Here is a 17,070-nt window from a genome sequence, read left to right on the forward strand (position 1 = left end):
TTGGTCTGCCTGCACCATTCCGCTTTCGGCAGATTATCTTCCCAGCCATGCTCCGCCTGTCGCCGGAACGGTGGCACGCAGACCTGAACTTTACAAACTTATTTAATTAATGGAAAGTCACCGATATTCAGACTTTCTGTCAGTTCAATACCGAGTTTCTCCGATTTTTTATACTCTTGCGCCTCAACGGCAATATCATACCGTCCCGGATTCAGTTTACGGAACCAGAAATCCCCTAAATCGTCTGATTCTGTCGTATACTGAGTACCATCAGCTGCAGTGAGAACGATGGTTGCCCCTTCAATTATTTCATTAGCGGCAGGATCCCATACATCGCCGGCAATAAACAGTTTAGGCAAGTTCAAATAATACACCCTAGGCTTTAAGCCTTTTTCAGGCATCAAGACCTCAGCAGCGGCGATTTCGTCACCGAAATCTTCTTCCTCACCAAATCGCAAAGCACCGGTGGAGCAGGCATCGACACACCGCGGAATTTCGCCGGCATCAACCAGATGCGCACAGCCCGTACATTTTTGTACTATACCTAATTCCTCATTCCAGAATATTTTGTCATAGGGGCAGGCCGATACAAGTTCTTTTTTCCCAGCGGCTTTCTCCGGATCGATAATGACCAGACCGTCTTGACGTTTATAGACCGTATCGTCTCCCTGCTGGATACACGCCGGATCGTCACAATGCATGCAAGGAAGAGGCCGATACTCCAGATTCACCTTAGGAACCTGTCCGTGAACAGTCTCGTTGAGCTTCATCCAAAAATGGCCGATATCCGGCTGTGGTTTAGCATAAGGAAGCCATTCGTTGCCAACATGTTCGTCTTTGCAGACAATCTGGCAGTTATAGCATCCATTGCATCTCGCTATATCGATGACGAATACTTTCATGATTTATTTCTCCTCCTTGATTCTGTTGGTCAGTTTAACGCCGCTGTCGTCGAATTCACGGTTAAAGGCATCGGGATATTGCTTGGCTAAGGCTAATACATCCACTTTTTCAACGCCTACAAGATAGCCGCTGGTGACTTCACCGGCGCAATTTTTGGAGGTGGTGTTGGTCGGGGCAATGAGATTATTGGCCCCGCTGCGGTCACTGACGCCCGGTTCGATCGGGTCAAGACGCGTACCGTGATCCTGCAGGACAACACCCGGCATAATTCTTTCTGTTATATACGCGCCGCCTAAAACCCAGCCGCGTTCATTATATACTTTAACAACATCCCCCGATACAATCCCTAAATTCTTTGCATCTTTTGGATTGATCCAAACAGGTTCATATTTGTAACCGTCGGGACCAACGACTTTGCAGGTGGGAATTTCTCTGAACCACGAAATATCGTCCATATTGGCATGAACACGCCATTTTGGATGGTTGGAGACAATAAGGAACGGATACTTTTGCGCCCTTACCGATTGACGGGTTTCCTGAGGATGGCTTTCACCACTGGCAATATATTGGGGATAGGGCTTGCGTTCAACATCATTTGGAAAGTATTTCTCCAGATTCGGACAATAAATTTCGAGTTTGCCGGACGGCGTATTCAACGGATAGGTTTCCGGATTGCTATAGAAGTTATAGAATCCTGCCGGAACGTCTTGCCAATCTTCTGCTGTTGGCGAAATAATATATTCTTTCTGCTTAAACTCTTCATAGGTAATTTCATTCTCAGCGCCGGACGTAGCAAAACCGTCCTGTATACACTTTTCAACATCTCGGCCCCGGGTATATTCTTCATATAATCCAAGTTTCTTGGCAATTTCACCGACGATTTCCCAGTCGCTCAACGATTCTCCGATATGGTCAATCGCCTGGCCTTCGTAGAATAAGTGATAATAGCTTCCATCTCCGGCATTAAAACCGATATCTTCCAATTCAAACTTCGTACTTACTGGCAGGATGATATCGGCAAACAGGCAGTCGTTTTCCAGCCAGGGATGTTGAGCCAGTACAAAATCCAGTCGGTCACTGCGCAGTGCATCAATGAAAGAATTCCCGCCATTCCAGCACGTGGTCCAACAGGGTGTGTCGGTCCAGATCATATGAAGGAAAGGCTCACCTTCTTCTTTCGGAAATTGATGGTAAATATACTGATCATACGTCGGCAGCGAATTAATACAGTTGCCGTACCAGGAAAATGTTTCATCGGTCATGATCGCTTTAGGCACCAATGTTTTCGGTACAAAACGATCCATATAGCCATGAACGCCGCCATTATAAGCATTCATGCAGTGATACATCGTCTCGCCTTTGGGCGTCGGCACTTGATCCTCAAGACCCATCATGCCCCATTCCAGGAATTTGAATTGATTCCGTCCGGGTTTACCAAGGCCCTGCATGGTTAAAAGAACAACTTCCATCCGGCCGGGTTCGTGGGAATAGCAGGAACGAATAAAGGAACCGCCGTTGCAGTGGGCTATCGTCGTTGCGTCTTTATGCCATTTCCGGGCTAAGGCTTTGATCAGTCTGGCCGGCACACCACAAATCGGCTCTGCCCATTCCGGCGTTTTGACAATACCGTCATCTTCACCCATAACCACTTTTTCTACATACTCAAAACCAATCGCATGTGTGTCAATGTATTCTTTGTCATAGAGACCTTCAGTCAGCCAGACATAGGCAATAGCGAATTGAAGTGCGAGGTCTGTATTGGGCAGTACAGGTATCCACCGGCCTGCGTGGATCGCTACGGAATAATTGACATCCGGGCAAATATACACGGTCTTGATCCCAATCTCATTAAACCAGAAAGACATCTGGCTGGGCATTTGCCCGCCCCAACCCCATGGTGTTGTTTCCGGGTCGCATCCCCAGCAAAGAAGCATCTTGGTATTCTTGGAGATATCATAGAAAAGATTGGCAAGAATACCTTGGCCGGTATGATCCATACCCCAAATATGTTTGGCACCCCAGTACCAGCCTTCCCAACTGTCAGGCTGGCGGGCTTGGATCGTACAGCCACCCAGCAGTTCAAGAAGCCTGACCTGGCAGCCATGAGTAGCATGAACGACCTTGGTTTCACCATGCCCGTCTTGCTGCGCTAAAATTGAGCCAACACCGTATTTTTCGTATTGCCTTTTTATTTCTTTGGCGATAATATCGGTAGCTTCATCCCAGGAAATCCGTTCGAATTTGCTGATTCCTCTATTCTGAGGATTTCTTTCTCCCTCAGGATTCCAGTCCACTCGTTTCATGGGATAGGGAACACGGTTATTAGAGTACGCCCGTTTCTTATAAGCATAGGCAAATGGAGGCAAGAGCGATTTCTTGGATGCTTTGAACGTTTTGCCATTCATTTCGATTTCCCAAGGTTTGTATTTCCCCTCCAGGGCATATTCCTTATCGTACCGAAGCGGCCTTGTCCGTATGATTTTTCCGTCTTTAACATCAACTTCCGCCGTATTCGATCCGGAGCCAAAGCTGCAAAAGCCCAGACTCTTGATAACCGTCTTATCCGCACCGAAACCTGTTTTAGCCATTGTATCACTCCTTCTTTAATTATCGCATAGGTTGCCCATGGTATAATTTTGCAAGAATCATGCCAACTTTTTACTGTTTAGTTTTATTGAGTTTTCTAAAAACCAGGCAGGCACACGTTTTTCAAGTTTGCGATCTTTGATCGTTATTGAAAAAAACGTTCCCATAAACGCAAAAATGAATAAATAAAATTCACGCGAAAAAATCTTCTACGGGAATTAAATACCATTTAATTATTACATTTTTATTCTATATATGTTTTGAATTGCTTTAATGAGTGTCTTTGATTTCTTTCGGTCGAAATTTTGGCGTATAAACGTCTTTTGCCGAGGAAAGCTCTTGAACAAAGCCATTTTCAAGCCCTATGTAAAAAAAATAATCGATAATCGTGTCATATTCCCTTTGCCGGAGTCTTCTCGCCAGTTCGGGGTATTCGGGGGCGTTATACATTGGCGTGTATTGACCCATCAGACTGACATAGATATCCTTTGGTAAATTGTCGCTTATCCAGTGAAGTATTTGCTTGGTGTTTTCCAATTGTCCGGGCAAAATCAAATGTCGGATAAGCACGCCTTTTTGCATCATACCATCGTCATCGAAAACAGGTGATCCAACCTGCGATACCATTTCCAGGATCGCTGCAGATGCCTTCTCAAAATAATCCGATACACCGGAGTACTTTCTCCCCAATTGATTATCGGCATATTTAATATCAGGCAGGTAGATATCGACCAAACCGTTGAGAGCTTTCAGATCGGCGGCATTTTCATACCCGTTCGAATTATAAACCACAGGAATATGCAGTCCACCCTGCCTGGCTAATATCAATGCGTCCCGGATCTGGTAAAGATATTGCGTCGGGGAAACCAGGTTGATATTATGCACAGCATGCTCCTGCTGCCCTAACATCATCCGGGCTAACTCGTCAACAGGGATTTCCTCTCCAAAATCCTCCTGGCTGATATCAAAGTTTTGGCAAAAGACACATCGCATATTGCAATGCGAAAAAAACAGGGTACCGGAGCCTTTTGTTCCGCTGATACACGGTTCTTCCCAATGATGGACAGAAGCGAGCGCCACTTTCGGGTTCATACCGGCTCGACAAACACCCTTTTTTCCAGCGCTGCGATCGACGGCACAATGCCGCGGACAGGCACTGCAGCTTGTCATTTTTTCTGACAAAGAATCCATTTTCATTACCTCATCTGACCATTAGGCTTACTGCCTATGGATGCAATCATAGGCATATTAATGTCGTGTCTTTTACTACCCATCATAAAATATTGTCTATTTTTGCACAACCTTTTTCAAATACCAATTTCATATACCGATTCGTCATCGTATAGCAGATTAAAATCTATGAATCCCCTGCGGATATCCGATTTGCATATTATCGTTAGTTTTTGGAGGGTGTATAGATTAAACTATTTTCCTTCACACTCAGAAATAATCCATGATCCGTATCTACCGCGGCGTAAAAAATATCGGAAATTCTATTCACTTGCCTTTTCTTCAATTCACTATCTAACCATTCCAGACTCAGATTATTTCTTACCAGATTGTGTTCAAAGAGTTGCCCGTCTTTAATGATTGGCGTCGGCATCCCTTTGTATGCGGTACCGGTATTCATATCCTTCGGTGTTAACGGCAGGTGCTGTGACTTCTTTAAGACACTTAAAATCCCATGAGGTTCGAGCACGGCAAACTCAACTTCACCCAAGTCAAAGATCCCCTTGTCTCTCAGCTGTGATTCTAAATTATCCAAATGATAGCGCACCTTTTTCATGTTCTTGTCCAGAATCTGGCCATTTCTTATCACTACGACCGGTTCACCATCCGCCAATTTTCTGAAGCGAAGATTTTTTAGGTTGAGGAAATCAAACGAGATGGCCAGCAAGGTCAGCAGTACAGGAGCAATGAGAACCCACATGCCTTCAATCATCTGAACAACATAAGAACCGGATATGGAGCCAATGGTTATGCCGACGGTAAAGTCAAAATAAGACATTTGCGAAAGCAGTTTACGCCCGATACTGCGGGATAAAACTACAAGTATCACGAAGATCAACATGGATTTCCAAGTTACCAATAGCAACTGCTCCATTGGTTTTGTCTCCTTCCAGGGGAATGCGTCTAATACGCATTCCTATATAATTCCTCTAACTCATGAATTAGTGGCATGCGTGGATTCGCCGTCGTTGTTTGGTCTTGGAAGGCTTCCTCTGCCAGTTGGCTGACTTTTGATTCGAATACGTCTTTAGAAACACCGGTTTGGGAAATAGACTGAGGCAGGCCGACTTCTTTGATCAGTGTCCTTACAGCGTCGATAAGCAACTTCACGCCCTGTTCAGCTGATGTGTGCTTCATGCCAAGATACGTGGCTATGTCCGCATACTTTTCCGTCGCGACATAATGATCATATTTGGGGAATGTCGTTATTTTGTTGGGGATTTCGCTGTTGTATTGGATAACATGAGGCAGCATGATTCCATTGGCCCGACCATGCGGAATATGAAATTCCCCCCCTAGCTTATGCGCCAAACTATGGTTAATGCCCAAGAAAGCATTCGTAAAGGCCATACCGGCGATGCAAGAGGCATTATGCATTTTCTCTCGGGCTTCGCGATCATTGCCGTTGCGATAGGCACGCGGCAGGTACTTAAATACCAATTGAATCGCTTTTATCGCCAAGGCATCGGTGTAGTCAGATGCCAGCACCGAGACATACGCCTCCAACGCATGTGTCAAAACGTCGATACCGGTATCCGCAGTCACACTGGCGGGGATGCTTAAGGTAAATTGCGGATCGACGATGGCCACATCCGGTGTCAGCTCGTAATCCGCTATCGGGTATTTTATGCCTGTTTTTTTATCCGTAATCACGGTAAAGGACGTCACTTCAGATCCTGTCCCCGATGTTGTCGGTATAGCGACAAATCGTGCCTTGGCTCCGATCCGCGGTATTTTATAAATACGCTTGCGGATATCCATAAACTTAAATGTTAAGGCCTCAAAATCGACTTCCGGAAATTCATAGAACATCCACATGGCCTTCGCCGCGTCGATTGGTGAACCGCCGCCGAGAGCGATGATGACGTCGGGCTGAAAGGCTTCGATAAGCGCGACACCCCGTTTGACCGTATCAATGGAAGGATCCGGTTCCACATCCAGGAAAACCTCGCTGTGAACATATTTTTCTCTCTTCCGAAGATAAAAAAGAACGGTATCAACATAGCCGGCCTGCTGCATGACTTTATCCGTCACGATAACCGCGCGGCTGATATCGGGCATTTTAGCCAGATACTGAACCGAACCGTATTCAAAATAGATTCGATCAGGGATCTTAAACCATTGCATGTTAACTTTTCGTTTCGCCAAACGTTTTTTATTCAGCAGATTGACGGCTGTGACATTAGCTGTTGTTGAATTCTTGCCGAAGGAACCGCAGCCCAGGGTTAACGAGGGAATATTGGTATTATAAAGATCACCGATAGCCCCATGCGTCGATGGGGCATTGACGATCAAGCGTCCGGTTTTAATGGCTTTGGCAAATTCCTCGATGATTTTGGAATCATCGGAGTGAATCACTGCCGAGTGCCCCAGTCCGCCGTAACGTACCATCTGATCAGCCATGGCAATGCCTTGTTTATAATCGTTAACACGGTAGAAAGCCAGCACCGGACTCAGTTTTTCCCTGGAAAGCGGATAAGAATCGCCAACACCGTGTAATTCAGCAATCAGAATTTTGGTATCGTCAGGAACATTGAGTCCGGCCATTTTAGCAATAGCGTAAGCGCTTTTACCGACAATCTCGGCATTGATACCCCCTTTATCCGCATTGACTGCTACTTTTTCCAACTGTGCTATTTCTTCTGGCGATAGGAAATAACATTTTAGTTTCTTCATATACCCGATGAATTCAGGGCAAATTACGTTATCGACGATGACTGCTTGCTCGGAGGCACAAATCATACCATTATCGAACGTTTTTGAAATAATAATATCCGTAACTGCCCGATAGATATTTGCACTTTTTTCGATATAACATGGGACATTCCCTGGTCCCACGCCTAATGCTGGTTTGCCAGCCGAGTAAGCAGCTCGGACCAATCCTGATCCGCCGGTTGCCAGAATCAGAGCAATTCCCCGATGATTCATTAATTCCCGGGTCGCCTCAAGTGATGGCTCCGTGATCCATTGGATGCATCCCGCAGGGGCACCTGCCTTCACGGCTGCGTCTCGCACGATCTTTGCCGCTTCTACACTGCATTTTTGTGAGGATGGATGAAAAGCAAAAATAATCGGATTGCGAGTTTTAACAGCAATAATTGCTTTAAACAGGGTTGTCGAGGTAGGATTGGTTACCGGCGTGACGCCGGCAATGACGCCTACCGGCTCCGCGATTTCTACATAGCCTTCATTCTCATTATCTTCAACGATTCCTACTGTTTTTTCATATTTAATACTATGGTAAATATACTCTGTCGCAAAGATGTTCTTAATAACCTTATCTTCAACAACTCCCCGTCCCGTTTCTTCAACAGCGAGTTTAGCCAAAACCAATTGGTTCTTTAATCCGGCTAAAGCCATTTCCTTAACAATCGAATCTACGTGTTCCTGTGACATTTCCATATAGGTTAGCAAGGCATTCTGCGCATTATCGATCAGTTTATCTATGCTGCCATTGGTGCCTATGGTGATGTTATCGTGTATCGTGCAATTATTGTTTTTGACCGCAGGTACTTTATTGCTATTGCTCATATTACACCTCCGAAAATATATTCAAATTCGTTTCCCCTTCTGAAGAAAGGTAATTTTAGTTCACTGCTTATTATGCCTATATTCTACTGAAACAATCTAAAAGTTTTCTTTGCACTGCAAAAAGAAAAAGATGCTGTCGCAATAAAAAAGCAGGGCCGTTGCCCGCTGTGAACCGCTCCCCGTCAAGTAGACAATTAAAAAAATAAAACTCTGCTGCCAGTAGGTATAACCTGCTGGCAGTTTTATGCTGCTTGTAAATAACTTTCGTGTTTCTCCAAAGGTGTTAATACACCAAGATTCCTCTGTAATCGTTTGTTGTTATAGTAATCGATATATTCCTCAATCATTTCTACTACAGAGTCTCTGCTGGTAAATCTTTTTCCGTAATAGCGTTCTCGTTTAATAATCCCCCAAAAGCCTTCCATTGGGCCATTATCAATACATTTGGCTATTCTTGACATACTTTGGGTCATTCCAGCTGCTTCAAGCTTCGCATGAAATGCTCTGTTCGTATATTGGAATCCCCTGTCACTATGAAAGATTGGATGTGCGTCCGGATTAGCTTCAATGGCAGCATCAAATGTATCGAATACCAGCGCGTTATTATTAGAATCACGTATAATATATGAAACTATTCGTCTATCGTATAAATCTAATATTGCACTAAGATATAGTTTGTGCTTTATTATTCCAACGTAATACTTGAATTCTGTTACATCTGTAAGCCATTTTTCATTTGGAGCTCCAGAGGTGAATTCTCTATTTAGTATGTTTTCTGCTATATACTGTGGATTGGCTGCCTGTCGTGTACACCCATTGTTTGAATACTTAATGGTGGATTTTATATCTAACTTACGACAAATGCGTAAAACTCGCTTGTCATTCGCTTTTATATTATGATACCGCTCAAGATCATCCTTGATTCTTCTATACCCTTTATCTGGGCTTTCCTCATGAATTCTTTCAATCTCATCAGCGATACGAAGATTTTCTGCTTCGCTTTCAGGTATTTCTCTATGCAGCCACTTATAATATGCTGCTCGTGATACCTTTCCAAACTTACATAGGGTGCTGATCGGATAATTATGTTCTTGGTTTTCTTCTTTTATAGCCTGATATATAAATTCATGGCGAACCAGGCTTAGTCCCGCCTCCTCTCTATCCCCTCGAGTTTTTTTAAGAAAGATGCCTCCATTTCGGCCTGTTCTTTTTCTGCTCTTAAAATCTTATTTTCAGCTCTCAGCTTTTCTAATTCACTCATCTTATCCTGAGACTTTCGCTTCCCCCGATTGTCTCTTAATGCTTCAACCCCATAGACTTCATATTTAACAGTATAGTTACGCACCTGCTGATAGGATACTTGATGTTTTTCAGATGTTTCTGCGTAATTATGATCATGTGCAATGCAATACCGCACGATTTCAACGCGTTCATCGAAAGTGGTTTTTCTTCCTTTGGTCATGATGGTACTTCCTCCTGTTCCAGAAGACCTTAGTTCTTCATGACCATTATACTGTTTTATCCAGCGTTGTAACTTACCTTTTGATCGAATTCCATACTTTTTACAAATATCAGTTTGAGAGCCCAAACCAGCTAAATAATCTTCAACAGCTTGTATCTTAAGTACTTTTGTGTATTTTTTAGTTCCTTTCATTAAGAAAACATCGGCTCCCATGGACTCATAATTAAAAATCCATTGTTGAACAGATGCTAAACTTACATTAAGATCACGGGCAATCTGATTTTGGCTAGTTTTTCCATCTAGATACCGTAATACAGCAGTTAACTTCTCGTTGCCAGATATCTTTCTCTTTGACATAAAATATACTCCCCTCTAAGCAACAAGTTTTTATTATTTCACTTGTCTACCTAGAAGGGAGCATATCACTGAACGATTACGTTCGTTGTACAACAGCCCCTTTATTCCCTGTTTGCCGCTGTTAAACTTGTCGATACGACTTCAAGAGTCTTAAATAATGGTTAGCCTCACGCAGTGTATGGTCTCCAAGTAGCGGTATAATAATCGATCTGATCTTACACTCTGCAATCCCATTGGTTCCTTGTGCTTTAAAATCTCTGAGGGCTCTTGTCGCTCTTAGACTATCCTCCGTAACTTTTAAAATAGGAATGGATTTGTCTATTGCTGCCTTTGCCTCCGCTGTCAATTGGTCAAACTCATGGCCAAAATTATTGGCTGTCGTTATTAACTCATCCTCAGTCGGGTCCAATAACCCCCGAATAAATTTGGAATGCTCCGCCATAATCCTGTTCCAGAAAAGCTCTTGTTCAAGGATCTCCGCCTCGAGATTCATTCTTTCTCTCGCTTCAATCTTTTGAACCATTCGCCAATAGAATTTAGCCTCGCGCATGATGTGATCGATCAATAATGGATAAGAGTTCGTAAACATTTTGCATGCTAAGACTTGAGATAAGATCGTTGACTTAAACTGCGCTAAGGCTGCAATTAGACTCATAGCCCGTTGGTTTATTGATGACACAGCTTGTACAAGCATATCATTCGGCCGCATGACTACCCCTCCGGTCAACCCAGCCTCTGCTTGCGTTAAATTGGTTGGAATTTGAACACCTGTATAAAAGGATGACGCCATTTCCGCTCTTAATGTATACGGTGAGATGATTTCTCCAGACTGAAGTACTTCCTGGCTGATTGCCCCATCGGAAATGGATATGACTTCGCCTAAAAGTGTATCAAATTGGGTTCGGAAGTTATCCGCTTGCTGGATGAAATTTATATCCCTCTGGGTAAATCCGGTCTCCAGAAAAAAAGAATGCTCCTTCATTATTCTCGCAAAAAAGAGATGCAGCTCTAACGACATACGGACGTAATTCATAGATGCATGCATAGAAATCCTCCTCAGCTTTTTTCTATGCTTACCAATATGTTACATGTCAGATAAAAGTTCCATCTCTGATATTATTTTTAGAAGGTAGGCAACCATAGCACTGTTCGTCGTGCCTCACGATTATTAAGGTAAATCGTTGCTGTACTTTGTAACACCTAAAACTTTCATTACTCGGCGAGGAAAATTTTCGTATGACAAGGCGGTCGCTCCTTGCCATCCGAGGCACCGCGACACTAGGCCATCCATGGCCGTCGAAGGATTGAGTAATACTGGCTGTATTACGAATGACGTCCACGGATGGACTAATGCCGCGGTCACCATGGAGGGTGAAGGAGCGGCAAGACAACGCAGTCAGACGGAAATTTAATCGGCGATAATGTAAGGGATTAGGTGTTACAGAGTACTAGCAATATTCTCCAAAATAGTATCCCTTAGTTTCTGAATAAATTCTGCTTCATCGGCTTTCTTCAAATGATTAATGGATATCGGCTTTGAAATGACACAGGTGATTGTATCTGCTTTCACTCTGGAACCGTTCTTGGCCAGTACCTTATACGAACCATTCATACTGATTGGCACAATGGGTACTCCACTTTTGGTCGCGAGTTTAAGCCATCCTTTTTTAAAGTCATTGGCCTCTTCCCCGTCGCTCAGTCTGCCCTCAGGAAATACCACCATCGAATGGCCATTAATCAGATAGTCTACCGCTTTGTTAAAACATAGTGTTGACTGCCTGGCATCTTCTCGGTTAATAAAAACACAGGCCATTTGTTCCATCCATTGGTTGATAATAGGTAATTTTAAAGCCTCGAGAACCGATACGAAGCCCTTCGGTTTATTGATAAAACCATGGATTACCAGGCTGTCTGCATGTCCTTGATGATTACTGACAAACAGAACGGCACCGTGCTCCGGAACGTTTTCCAAACCGGTGATTTTTATCTTGGATCCTGTCAGGTAGAACAAAACTCTGCAAATTCGGCCAGTCATTCTATCGACTAAGATGCGGTTTTTATCCTTTTTACCGATATGCTTGTAATACGTTGCCAACCATAGCATGGGGTATGTGATTACCAGGAAAGACCAGCCGCAAGAATACCACAGGATCGTTCTCAGCATGTTCTCACTCCAATTGTCAAAATAATTTAGTACGACATATATTTACGATATATATTAATGAATAAGAAAAATATATTGCTACCCTTTTCATGCATCATTGTGCATTGTTCAATGCATTTTCGATTGCCTTAAGAATAACTTTACTACTGTAAGTCGCGCCGGAGATAACATCGACATCCAAGTTTTGAGTTTCGATCACTGTATTGGTTATGGCCTCAGCCGGTTCGCCACGCCCGTTTTCATGTTTGGTTATTTCAATCGCTGTAATGGCATGGTCCTTAACGGTTACCCTTACTGCCGCTTCAATCGGAGATGCCGCGTATGTACCCGTGTAAGCCCCGTCGGGTATGTTGTCTAAGTCGACATTGGCTATTTTTTCCTGCATCAGATAGTTCAAATTTTGTTCTGAACTGATCAGCATATTTCTCACGCTAAAAAATGCGGTGACGATGAGAACGATAACGATAAGGAGTATAATGTATCTTTTTTTTATTTTCATCACACATCTCCACTTTTTCAATGGTTTAAAAATCAATATTTCCAGAAACATATTTTTGCTTTATCACAGCACCGCCTTTCTATTGTGAATAAAGGGGATAAGATGTAAAAAGTATAGTAAAAACATGTGAATTATTGATTTATGTTCTCCAAAGTTACAATAATTCCTCTCAGTAAATAAAGATATTATTCATTAATGAAAACCTCCATGCCATGACCTGCCGGGATAGTTTATCTATAAACAAAATGCGTTGTACTTTGGGTTCTATTCAAAATAAACGCCGATGCGCATAGTTTTTAAACCATGTGCATCGGCATTAACCATATTCCGTGCGGTAATTAATCTGTTTTTCATGAATTGACCATCTCGTCGCGGATTAATCTAAGGAACGATCACGCTGGGATATACCCGGAGGGGGCGGAAAAGGAGGAGGGAGTTTGTTGCCGCATACCGGGCAAATTGTTGCATCATTAGGAGGCTCATTACGGCACGAACAGCATATTCGTTTCTTGCTGATCAATGTGGGTTTCCCGCATCGTCCACAGGCCATACATAGACTTCCATATCCGCACGTCATCGTTTACCTCCAAGCAGAGGTTCGTGGCAGTTGCCGCGAACCTCTGTTCTTTTTGTTATTGAATTACAAAAATCATTTTATTACCCAGAGTACTTGTTTTGGCTTCTTTGCGAGTTCGATACTGAGTTCTTCAATTGTTCCAAAGTGGATAACATCAGCCAGGCAGTGGTGCATGCAGGTGGGCTTTATCCCTTTCTCCACCCTGTCTTTGCACCCGTCGCATAAATCGGTAGGAACCGGGATTTTATTCCAGTTAAACGAACTGCCTTCATCGTTGCTGTCATCTTTCTGCCAGGGACCGTCATCAAAGACGCGAATCCCCCATTTACCTACAGGAAAATCATGTTCCACCTTGCAGGCAACTTCACACGATTGGCAGCCGGTGCAAAATTCGTAGTCAATTAAAAGTCCGTATGCAGCCATGTTAGTCCACCACCTTTTTGAATGTTTCTTGGAATTTTTTCATATCAACATCATAACTTTCGGTCAACGGCGTTACTTTGCAGATAATGCACTTATAAGGCGCGCCGAAGCCTAAGTTACCATTATAGTGATTGGGGATCAGCGTATTCACATTGGACTGCCATACGCCACTGAGGTTAGGCTCATTGGCATCTTGTTCGGGGAACCACCAGCCATGCTGAGCCATAACCGTGCCTTTTTTTACGGTAGGTGTCACTTTGGCTTTTAATTTGGCTTTGCCGAACTGGTTGCTGATTTCTACCCACTGTCCGTCGGCCACGCCCAATTCTAACGCATCCGCAGGATTGATCTCGATCAAAGGATTTGGATTCAATTCACGCAGCAGCGGAACCTGGCGGTGTTCGCTATGGAAGTATGCTATGACTCGCGCACCCGTGGTTAGAATGAACGGATACTCCTTCATCAAATCGGGTGTAGTAACTGGCCCAAAAGCTGGCTCCTGGTAAAATGGAAGCGGATCAGCACCGACATCAGAAAACATAAAGGAATAAAACTCAACACGTCCTGTTGCTGTCAGGAATCCAGGCTGACGATCCGGACGCAGATAACCGGTCTTATATTTATAGTATTTGCGTCCCTGTTGGACGTGTACTTTCTCCTTAACCGTATCGAAGTCTTCTTTGCCGCCCCCAATCAAGTTCCGTTGCATACGGCGATTGTTCAGCCAAGCTCTTTCGTCAACATACTTGTTAAGATAATGCGGCCTTTCCAGATATCTGCCAAGTTCGACAGCGATCTGGGCGTCGCTCTTGCAGTCGCCAACTTCGATGGCTTTATTCGTAATACCGAAGTGGATCTGGGAACCGGAATAATGCGTATAGTTAATACTATCGTGCTCCGGTGCGCATTTTAACGGCAGAAACAAATCAGCGCAGGCTTGAATCGTCGGAGTCATAAAGACGTCGGTGGCAAAAATAAATGGAATCCGCTTCAAGCCTCTATGCCACTTATCCCCTTCTGCGGAATTAGTGGGAGCGATAATGTTGGTGGATTGAATCATGGCCATTTGAATCCGATAAGGTTTGTCGGTAAGGAGACAATCCAGCATCAGGTCAGCGTGCGCATTCCGAATGGAATTAACATACAGCGGATATTCCTGCATGCCGATGGTTTTGTTTCTCAACTCATCGCCCAGCGCCATCCAGCCGTCCAAAAGGTGCCCTGTCGCTGCGTAGGTTTTATTCATGCCTTTGGTTCCTTCCGGGGCAACTTCTGCTGCTTTGGATTCACCCACCAGCTGACCGCCTGGTTTATCGAGATTGCCGGTAATTGCAATCAGACTGAGGATACAGTGGGCAGCCTGGGTGCCGTTCTGGTTTTGGTCGATAGCCAGACCCCAGGCAATTCCAGCCTGAGCAGCATTCGCATACATACGGGCTGACTTTTTGATGGTTTCCGCGGGAACACCGCAGATCTCAGCTGCTTTTTCCGCTGTCATATCCGTTACGCGCTCTTTTAGTTCATCAAAGCCGTAGCACCAGTTATCTACAAATTCTTTATCATAAAGCTCTTCATTGATGATCACATTCAGCCAAGCCATTCCCAGGGCGGCATCTGTTCCGGGACGTAAACGAACGTGCACGGCGGAACGGGTTGACAGCCAGTTAACTCGCGGATCGATAGAAATAATCTTGGTTCCGCGCTTCATGAGATCAATCACAGCATGACCGAAAAGACCATCACCGTTAGAGGGCAAAGGTTCTTTACCCCAAAGTACAATGACTTCGGGAACTTTGTAGTCGGGGTTATCGTAGGTCCCTTCCACACCGCCCGCATAGTCAATTTCAGGATAATAGCATCCGGTGACTGCCGCCGTGGCTGCAGCACGCGGTGTGTAGCAGGCATAGCCGGACTGGGTATAGCAGGCATTGGGTGTACCCAGCACATCATGCGCAAATTCCTGAACCATAATGCCGCCGTTACGGCCGGTACCGCTATAAGCCGCCATCGATTCCGGTCCGAAATTCTCAATCACATACTCTCTTTTTTGTTTAATCATTTCATAGGCTTCTTCCCAAGTACAGCGCTCCCATTTATCAGCCTTCCCACGATCTTGGGGATCGCGCTTCATTGGGTAGAGCACACGGCTGGGGTTATAGACGACTTCTTTCAGGTCCAAACATCGTGCGCAAAGTCTGCCTTTGGTAATCGGATCATTTTCGTCACCTTCAATTTTTTCTAGAATACCATCTTTATTAACATAGAGTTTAACTCCGCAGCCAACCGGGTGACAGCCCGGAGGAGACCAGATGGAAGACCGGACGACGGTATAATCCCCTTCCTCGTATTTCCAAGGTTTTCCTAAATCATTTTTAAATTCCACTGTAGTTTCTCCTCTCCTTCACATTAATTTCGGTCAAAATTGTTTCTGTTGTCCCCTCTTTCACCTATATTTAGATCCGTATGCAGACATACGCATCCATGGTAATTGGATATATAATTGTGTCCGACACTAATAATGCAAAAATTATACCAACCCAAAACACGCATTTCTTTTTGTTTTTTTTTAATATCGCAATTTTTTTTTGCATGCATGGAAAATTTATTTCATTTTTGGGGTTCAGAGAAAAAAAAATCGATCCTACTGATACCTGCTCCATTACAGAATATCTTCGAATCGATGTTATGCAAAGTAACTTCAAAGTAACGTCTGAGCACGTCGTTGTCTACTGTCTCGATAATATGTCCAGCCCCACGTCGTCGGTTATCTGTTTAGTAATTACTGACAACAAGCACATCATCCGATTTTGTGCACACACTGTTGATACAAGCGACAACATAAACACGGCCGAGCGTACCCGGCGGCACCTGCCAATAAACCTCTGCCACCCCGGTCACTGCACTGGGGCAATCAACACCAATTAGGCAAGCCAATTCACAGGTTTCGGTGCCGGTAGGCTCGATAAAGAAGAAGGCGTGGGAGACCGGTCGGGTGAACGTGGCTCTGACAATAACCTCCGGGACGAGCTGAACTGCCCCGTCCACAACAGGCAGGGGTTGGCCTTGGACAGACAGAAAACGTAGTGAAAGAACACGTAATTGTTCACCCGGCGGCGGCAGCGTTGGTATACAGATAACTTGACCGACATAGATTAGATTAGGATTGGCAATTTGCGGGTTGGCATCGACCAACTGCTGAACAATTAATCCATAGCGTCTGGCAATTAAGTAGAGTGTATCGCCTGCTTTAACCGTATATAACTGACCCTGGCAGGCACCCGCTGCATCCGGAATATCTTCATCTGCAGCAGAAAAATAGAAATCATTATCCATCGTAT

13 protein-coding genes are annotated in these 17,070 nt (G+C 44.2%); all 13 read right to left on the minus strand.

The window, feature by feature from the left end:
• Window positions 1-98: 98 nt before the first annotated feature.
• Window positions 99-902 carry a 4Fe-4S dicluster domain-containing protein gene (locus tag LPY66_RS13180; protein WP_337984790.1) on the minus strand — a complete coding sequence of 268 codons (804 nt, stop codon included), beginning with the start codon at window positions 900-902 and terminating at the stop codon, window positions 99-101.
• 3 nt (window positions 903-905) lie between these two features.
• A complete protein-coding gene (locus tag LPY66_RS13185) occupies window positions 906-3,491 on the minus strand; it encodes a molybdopterin-dependent oxidoreductase (protein WP_337984791.1) in 2,586 nt (861 codons plus the stop codon).
• 268 nt (window positions 3,492-3,759) lie between these two features.
• Entirely contained in the window at window positions 3,760-4,680 is a 921-nt protein-coding gene (locus LPY66_RS13190; protein ID WP_337984792.1) for a radical SAM protein, read from the minus strand.
• 205 nt (window positions 4,681-4,885) lie between these two features.
• A complete protein-coding gene (locus LPY66_RS13195) occupies window positions 4,886-5,593 on the minus strand; it encodes a YetF domain-containing protein (RefSeq protein ID WP_337984793.1) in 708 nt (235 codons plus the stop codon).
• Window positions 5,594-5,622: 29 nt separating this feature from the next.
• Window positions 5,623-8,250 (minus strand): bifunctional acetaldehyde-CoA/alcohol dehydrogenase, encoded by a 2,628-nt coding sequence (gene adhE, locus LPY66_RS13200; RefSeq protein WP_337984794.1) that lies wholly within the window; start codon window positions 8,248-8,250, stop codon window positions 5,623-5,625.
• A 242-nt stretch (window positions 8,251-8,492) separates the two neighbouring features.
• Window positions 8,493-9,437, minus strand: coding sequence for an IS3 family transposase (locus tag LPY66_RS13205; RefSeq protein ID WP_337988090.1), 945 nt, complete (start codon window positions 9,435-9,437; stop codon window positions 8,493-8,495).
• Complete coding sequence (locus LPY66_RS13210; protein ID WP_337984414.1) at window positions 9,392-10,069, minus strand: helix-turn-helix domain-containing protein; 678 nt, start codon at window positions 10,067-10,069, stop codon at window positions 9,392-9,394. The genes LPY66_RS13205 and LPY66_RS13210 overlap by 46 nt, the downstream gene beginning before the upstream one ends.
• A gap of 121 nt (window positions 10,070-10,190) precedes the next feature.
• Window positions 10,191-11,114, minus strand: coding sequence for a DUF2935 domain-containing protein (locus LPY66_RS13215; protein ID WP_337984795.1), 924 nt, complete (start codon window positions 11,112-11,114; stop codon window positions 10,191-10,193).
• 393 nt (window positions 11,115-11,507) lie between these two features.
• Window positions 11,508-12,233 carry a lysophospholipid acyltransferase family protein gene (locus LPY66_RS13220; RefSeq protein WP_337984796.1) on the minus strand — a complete coding sequence of 242 codons (726 nt, stop codon included), beginning with the start codon at window positions 12,231-12,233 and terminating at the stop codon, window positions 11,508-11,510.
• A gap of 94 nt (window positions 12,234-12,327) precedes the next feature.
• The gene (locus tag LPY66_RS13225; RefSeq protein WP_337984797.1) at window positions 12,328-12,732 is read right to left on the minus strand and encodes an FMN-binding protein; all 405 of its coding nucleotides are present in this window, start codon (window positions 12,730-12,732) and stop codon (window positions 12,328-12,330) included.
• A 649-nt stretch (window positions 12,733-13,381) separates the two neighbouring features.
• Window positions 13,382-13,732 carry an oxidoreductase gene (locus LPY66_RS13230; protein WP_337984798.1) on the minus strand — a complete coding sequence of 117 codons (351 nt, stop codon included), beginning with the start codon at window positions 13,730-13,732 and terminating at the stop codon, window positions 13,382-13,384.
• A gap of 1 nt (window position 13,733) precedes the next feature.
• The gene (locus tag LPY66_RS13235; protein ID WP_337984799.1) at window positions 13,734-16,115 is read right to left on the minus strand and encodes a molybdopterin-dependent oxidoreductase; all 2,382 of its coding nucleotides are present in this window, start codon (window positions 16,113-16,115) and stop codon (window positions 13,734-13,736) included.
• Window positions 16,116-16,504: 389 nt separating this feature from the next.
• Window positions 16,505-17,065 carry a LysM peptidoglycan-binding domain-containing protein gene (locus LPY66_RS13240; protein WP_337984800.1) on the minus strand — a complete coding sequence of 187 codons (561 nt, stop codon included), beginning with the start codon at window positions 17,063-17,065 and terminating at the stop codon, window positions 16,505-16,507.
• Between the last annotated feature and the right edge of the window lie 5 nt (window positions 17,066-17,070).

This window comes from Dehalobacter sp. DCM (assembly GCF_024972775.1).
Taxonomy (GTDB): Bacteria; Bacillota; Desulfitobacteriia; order Desulfitobacteriales; family Syntrophobotulaceae; genus Dehalobacter.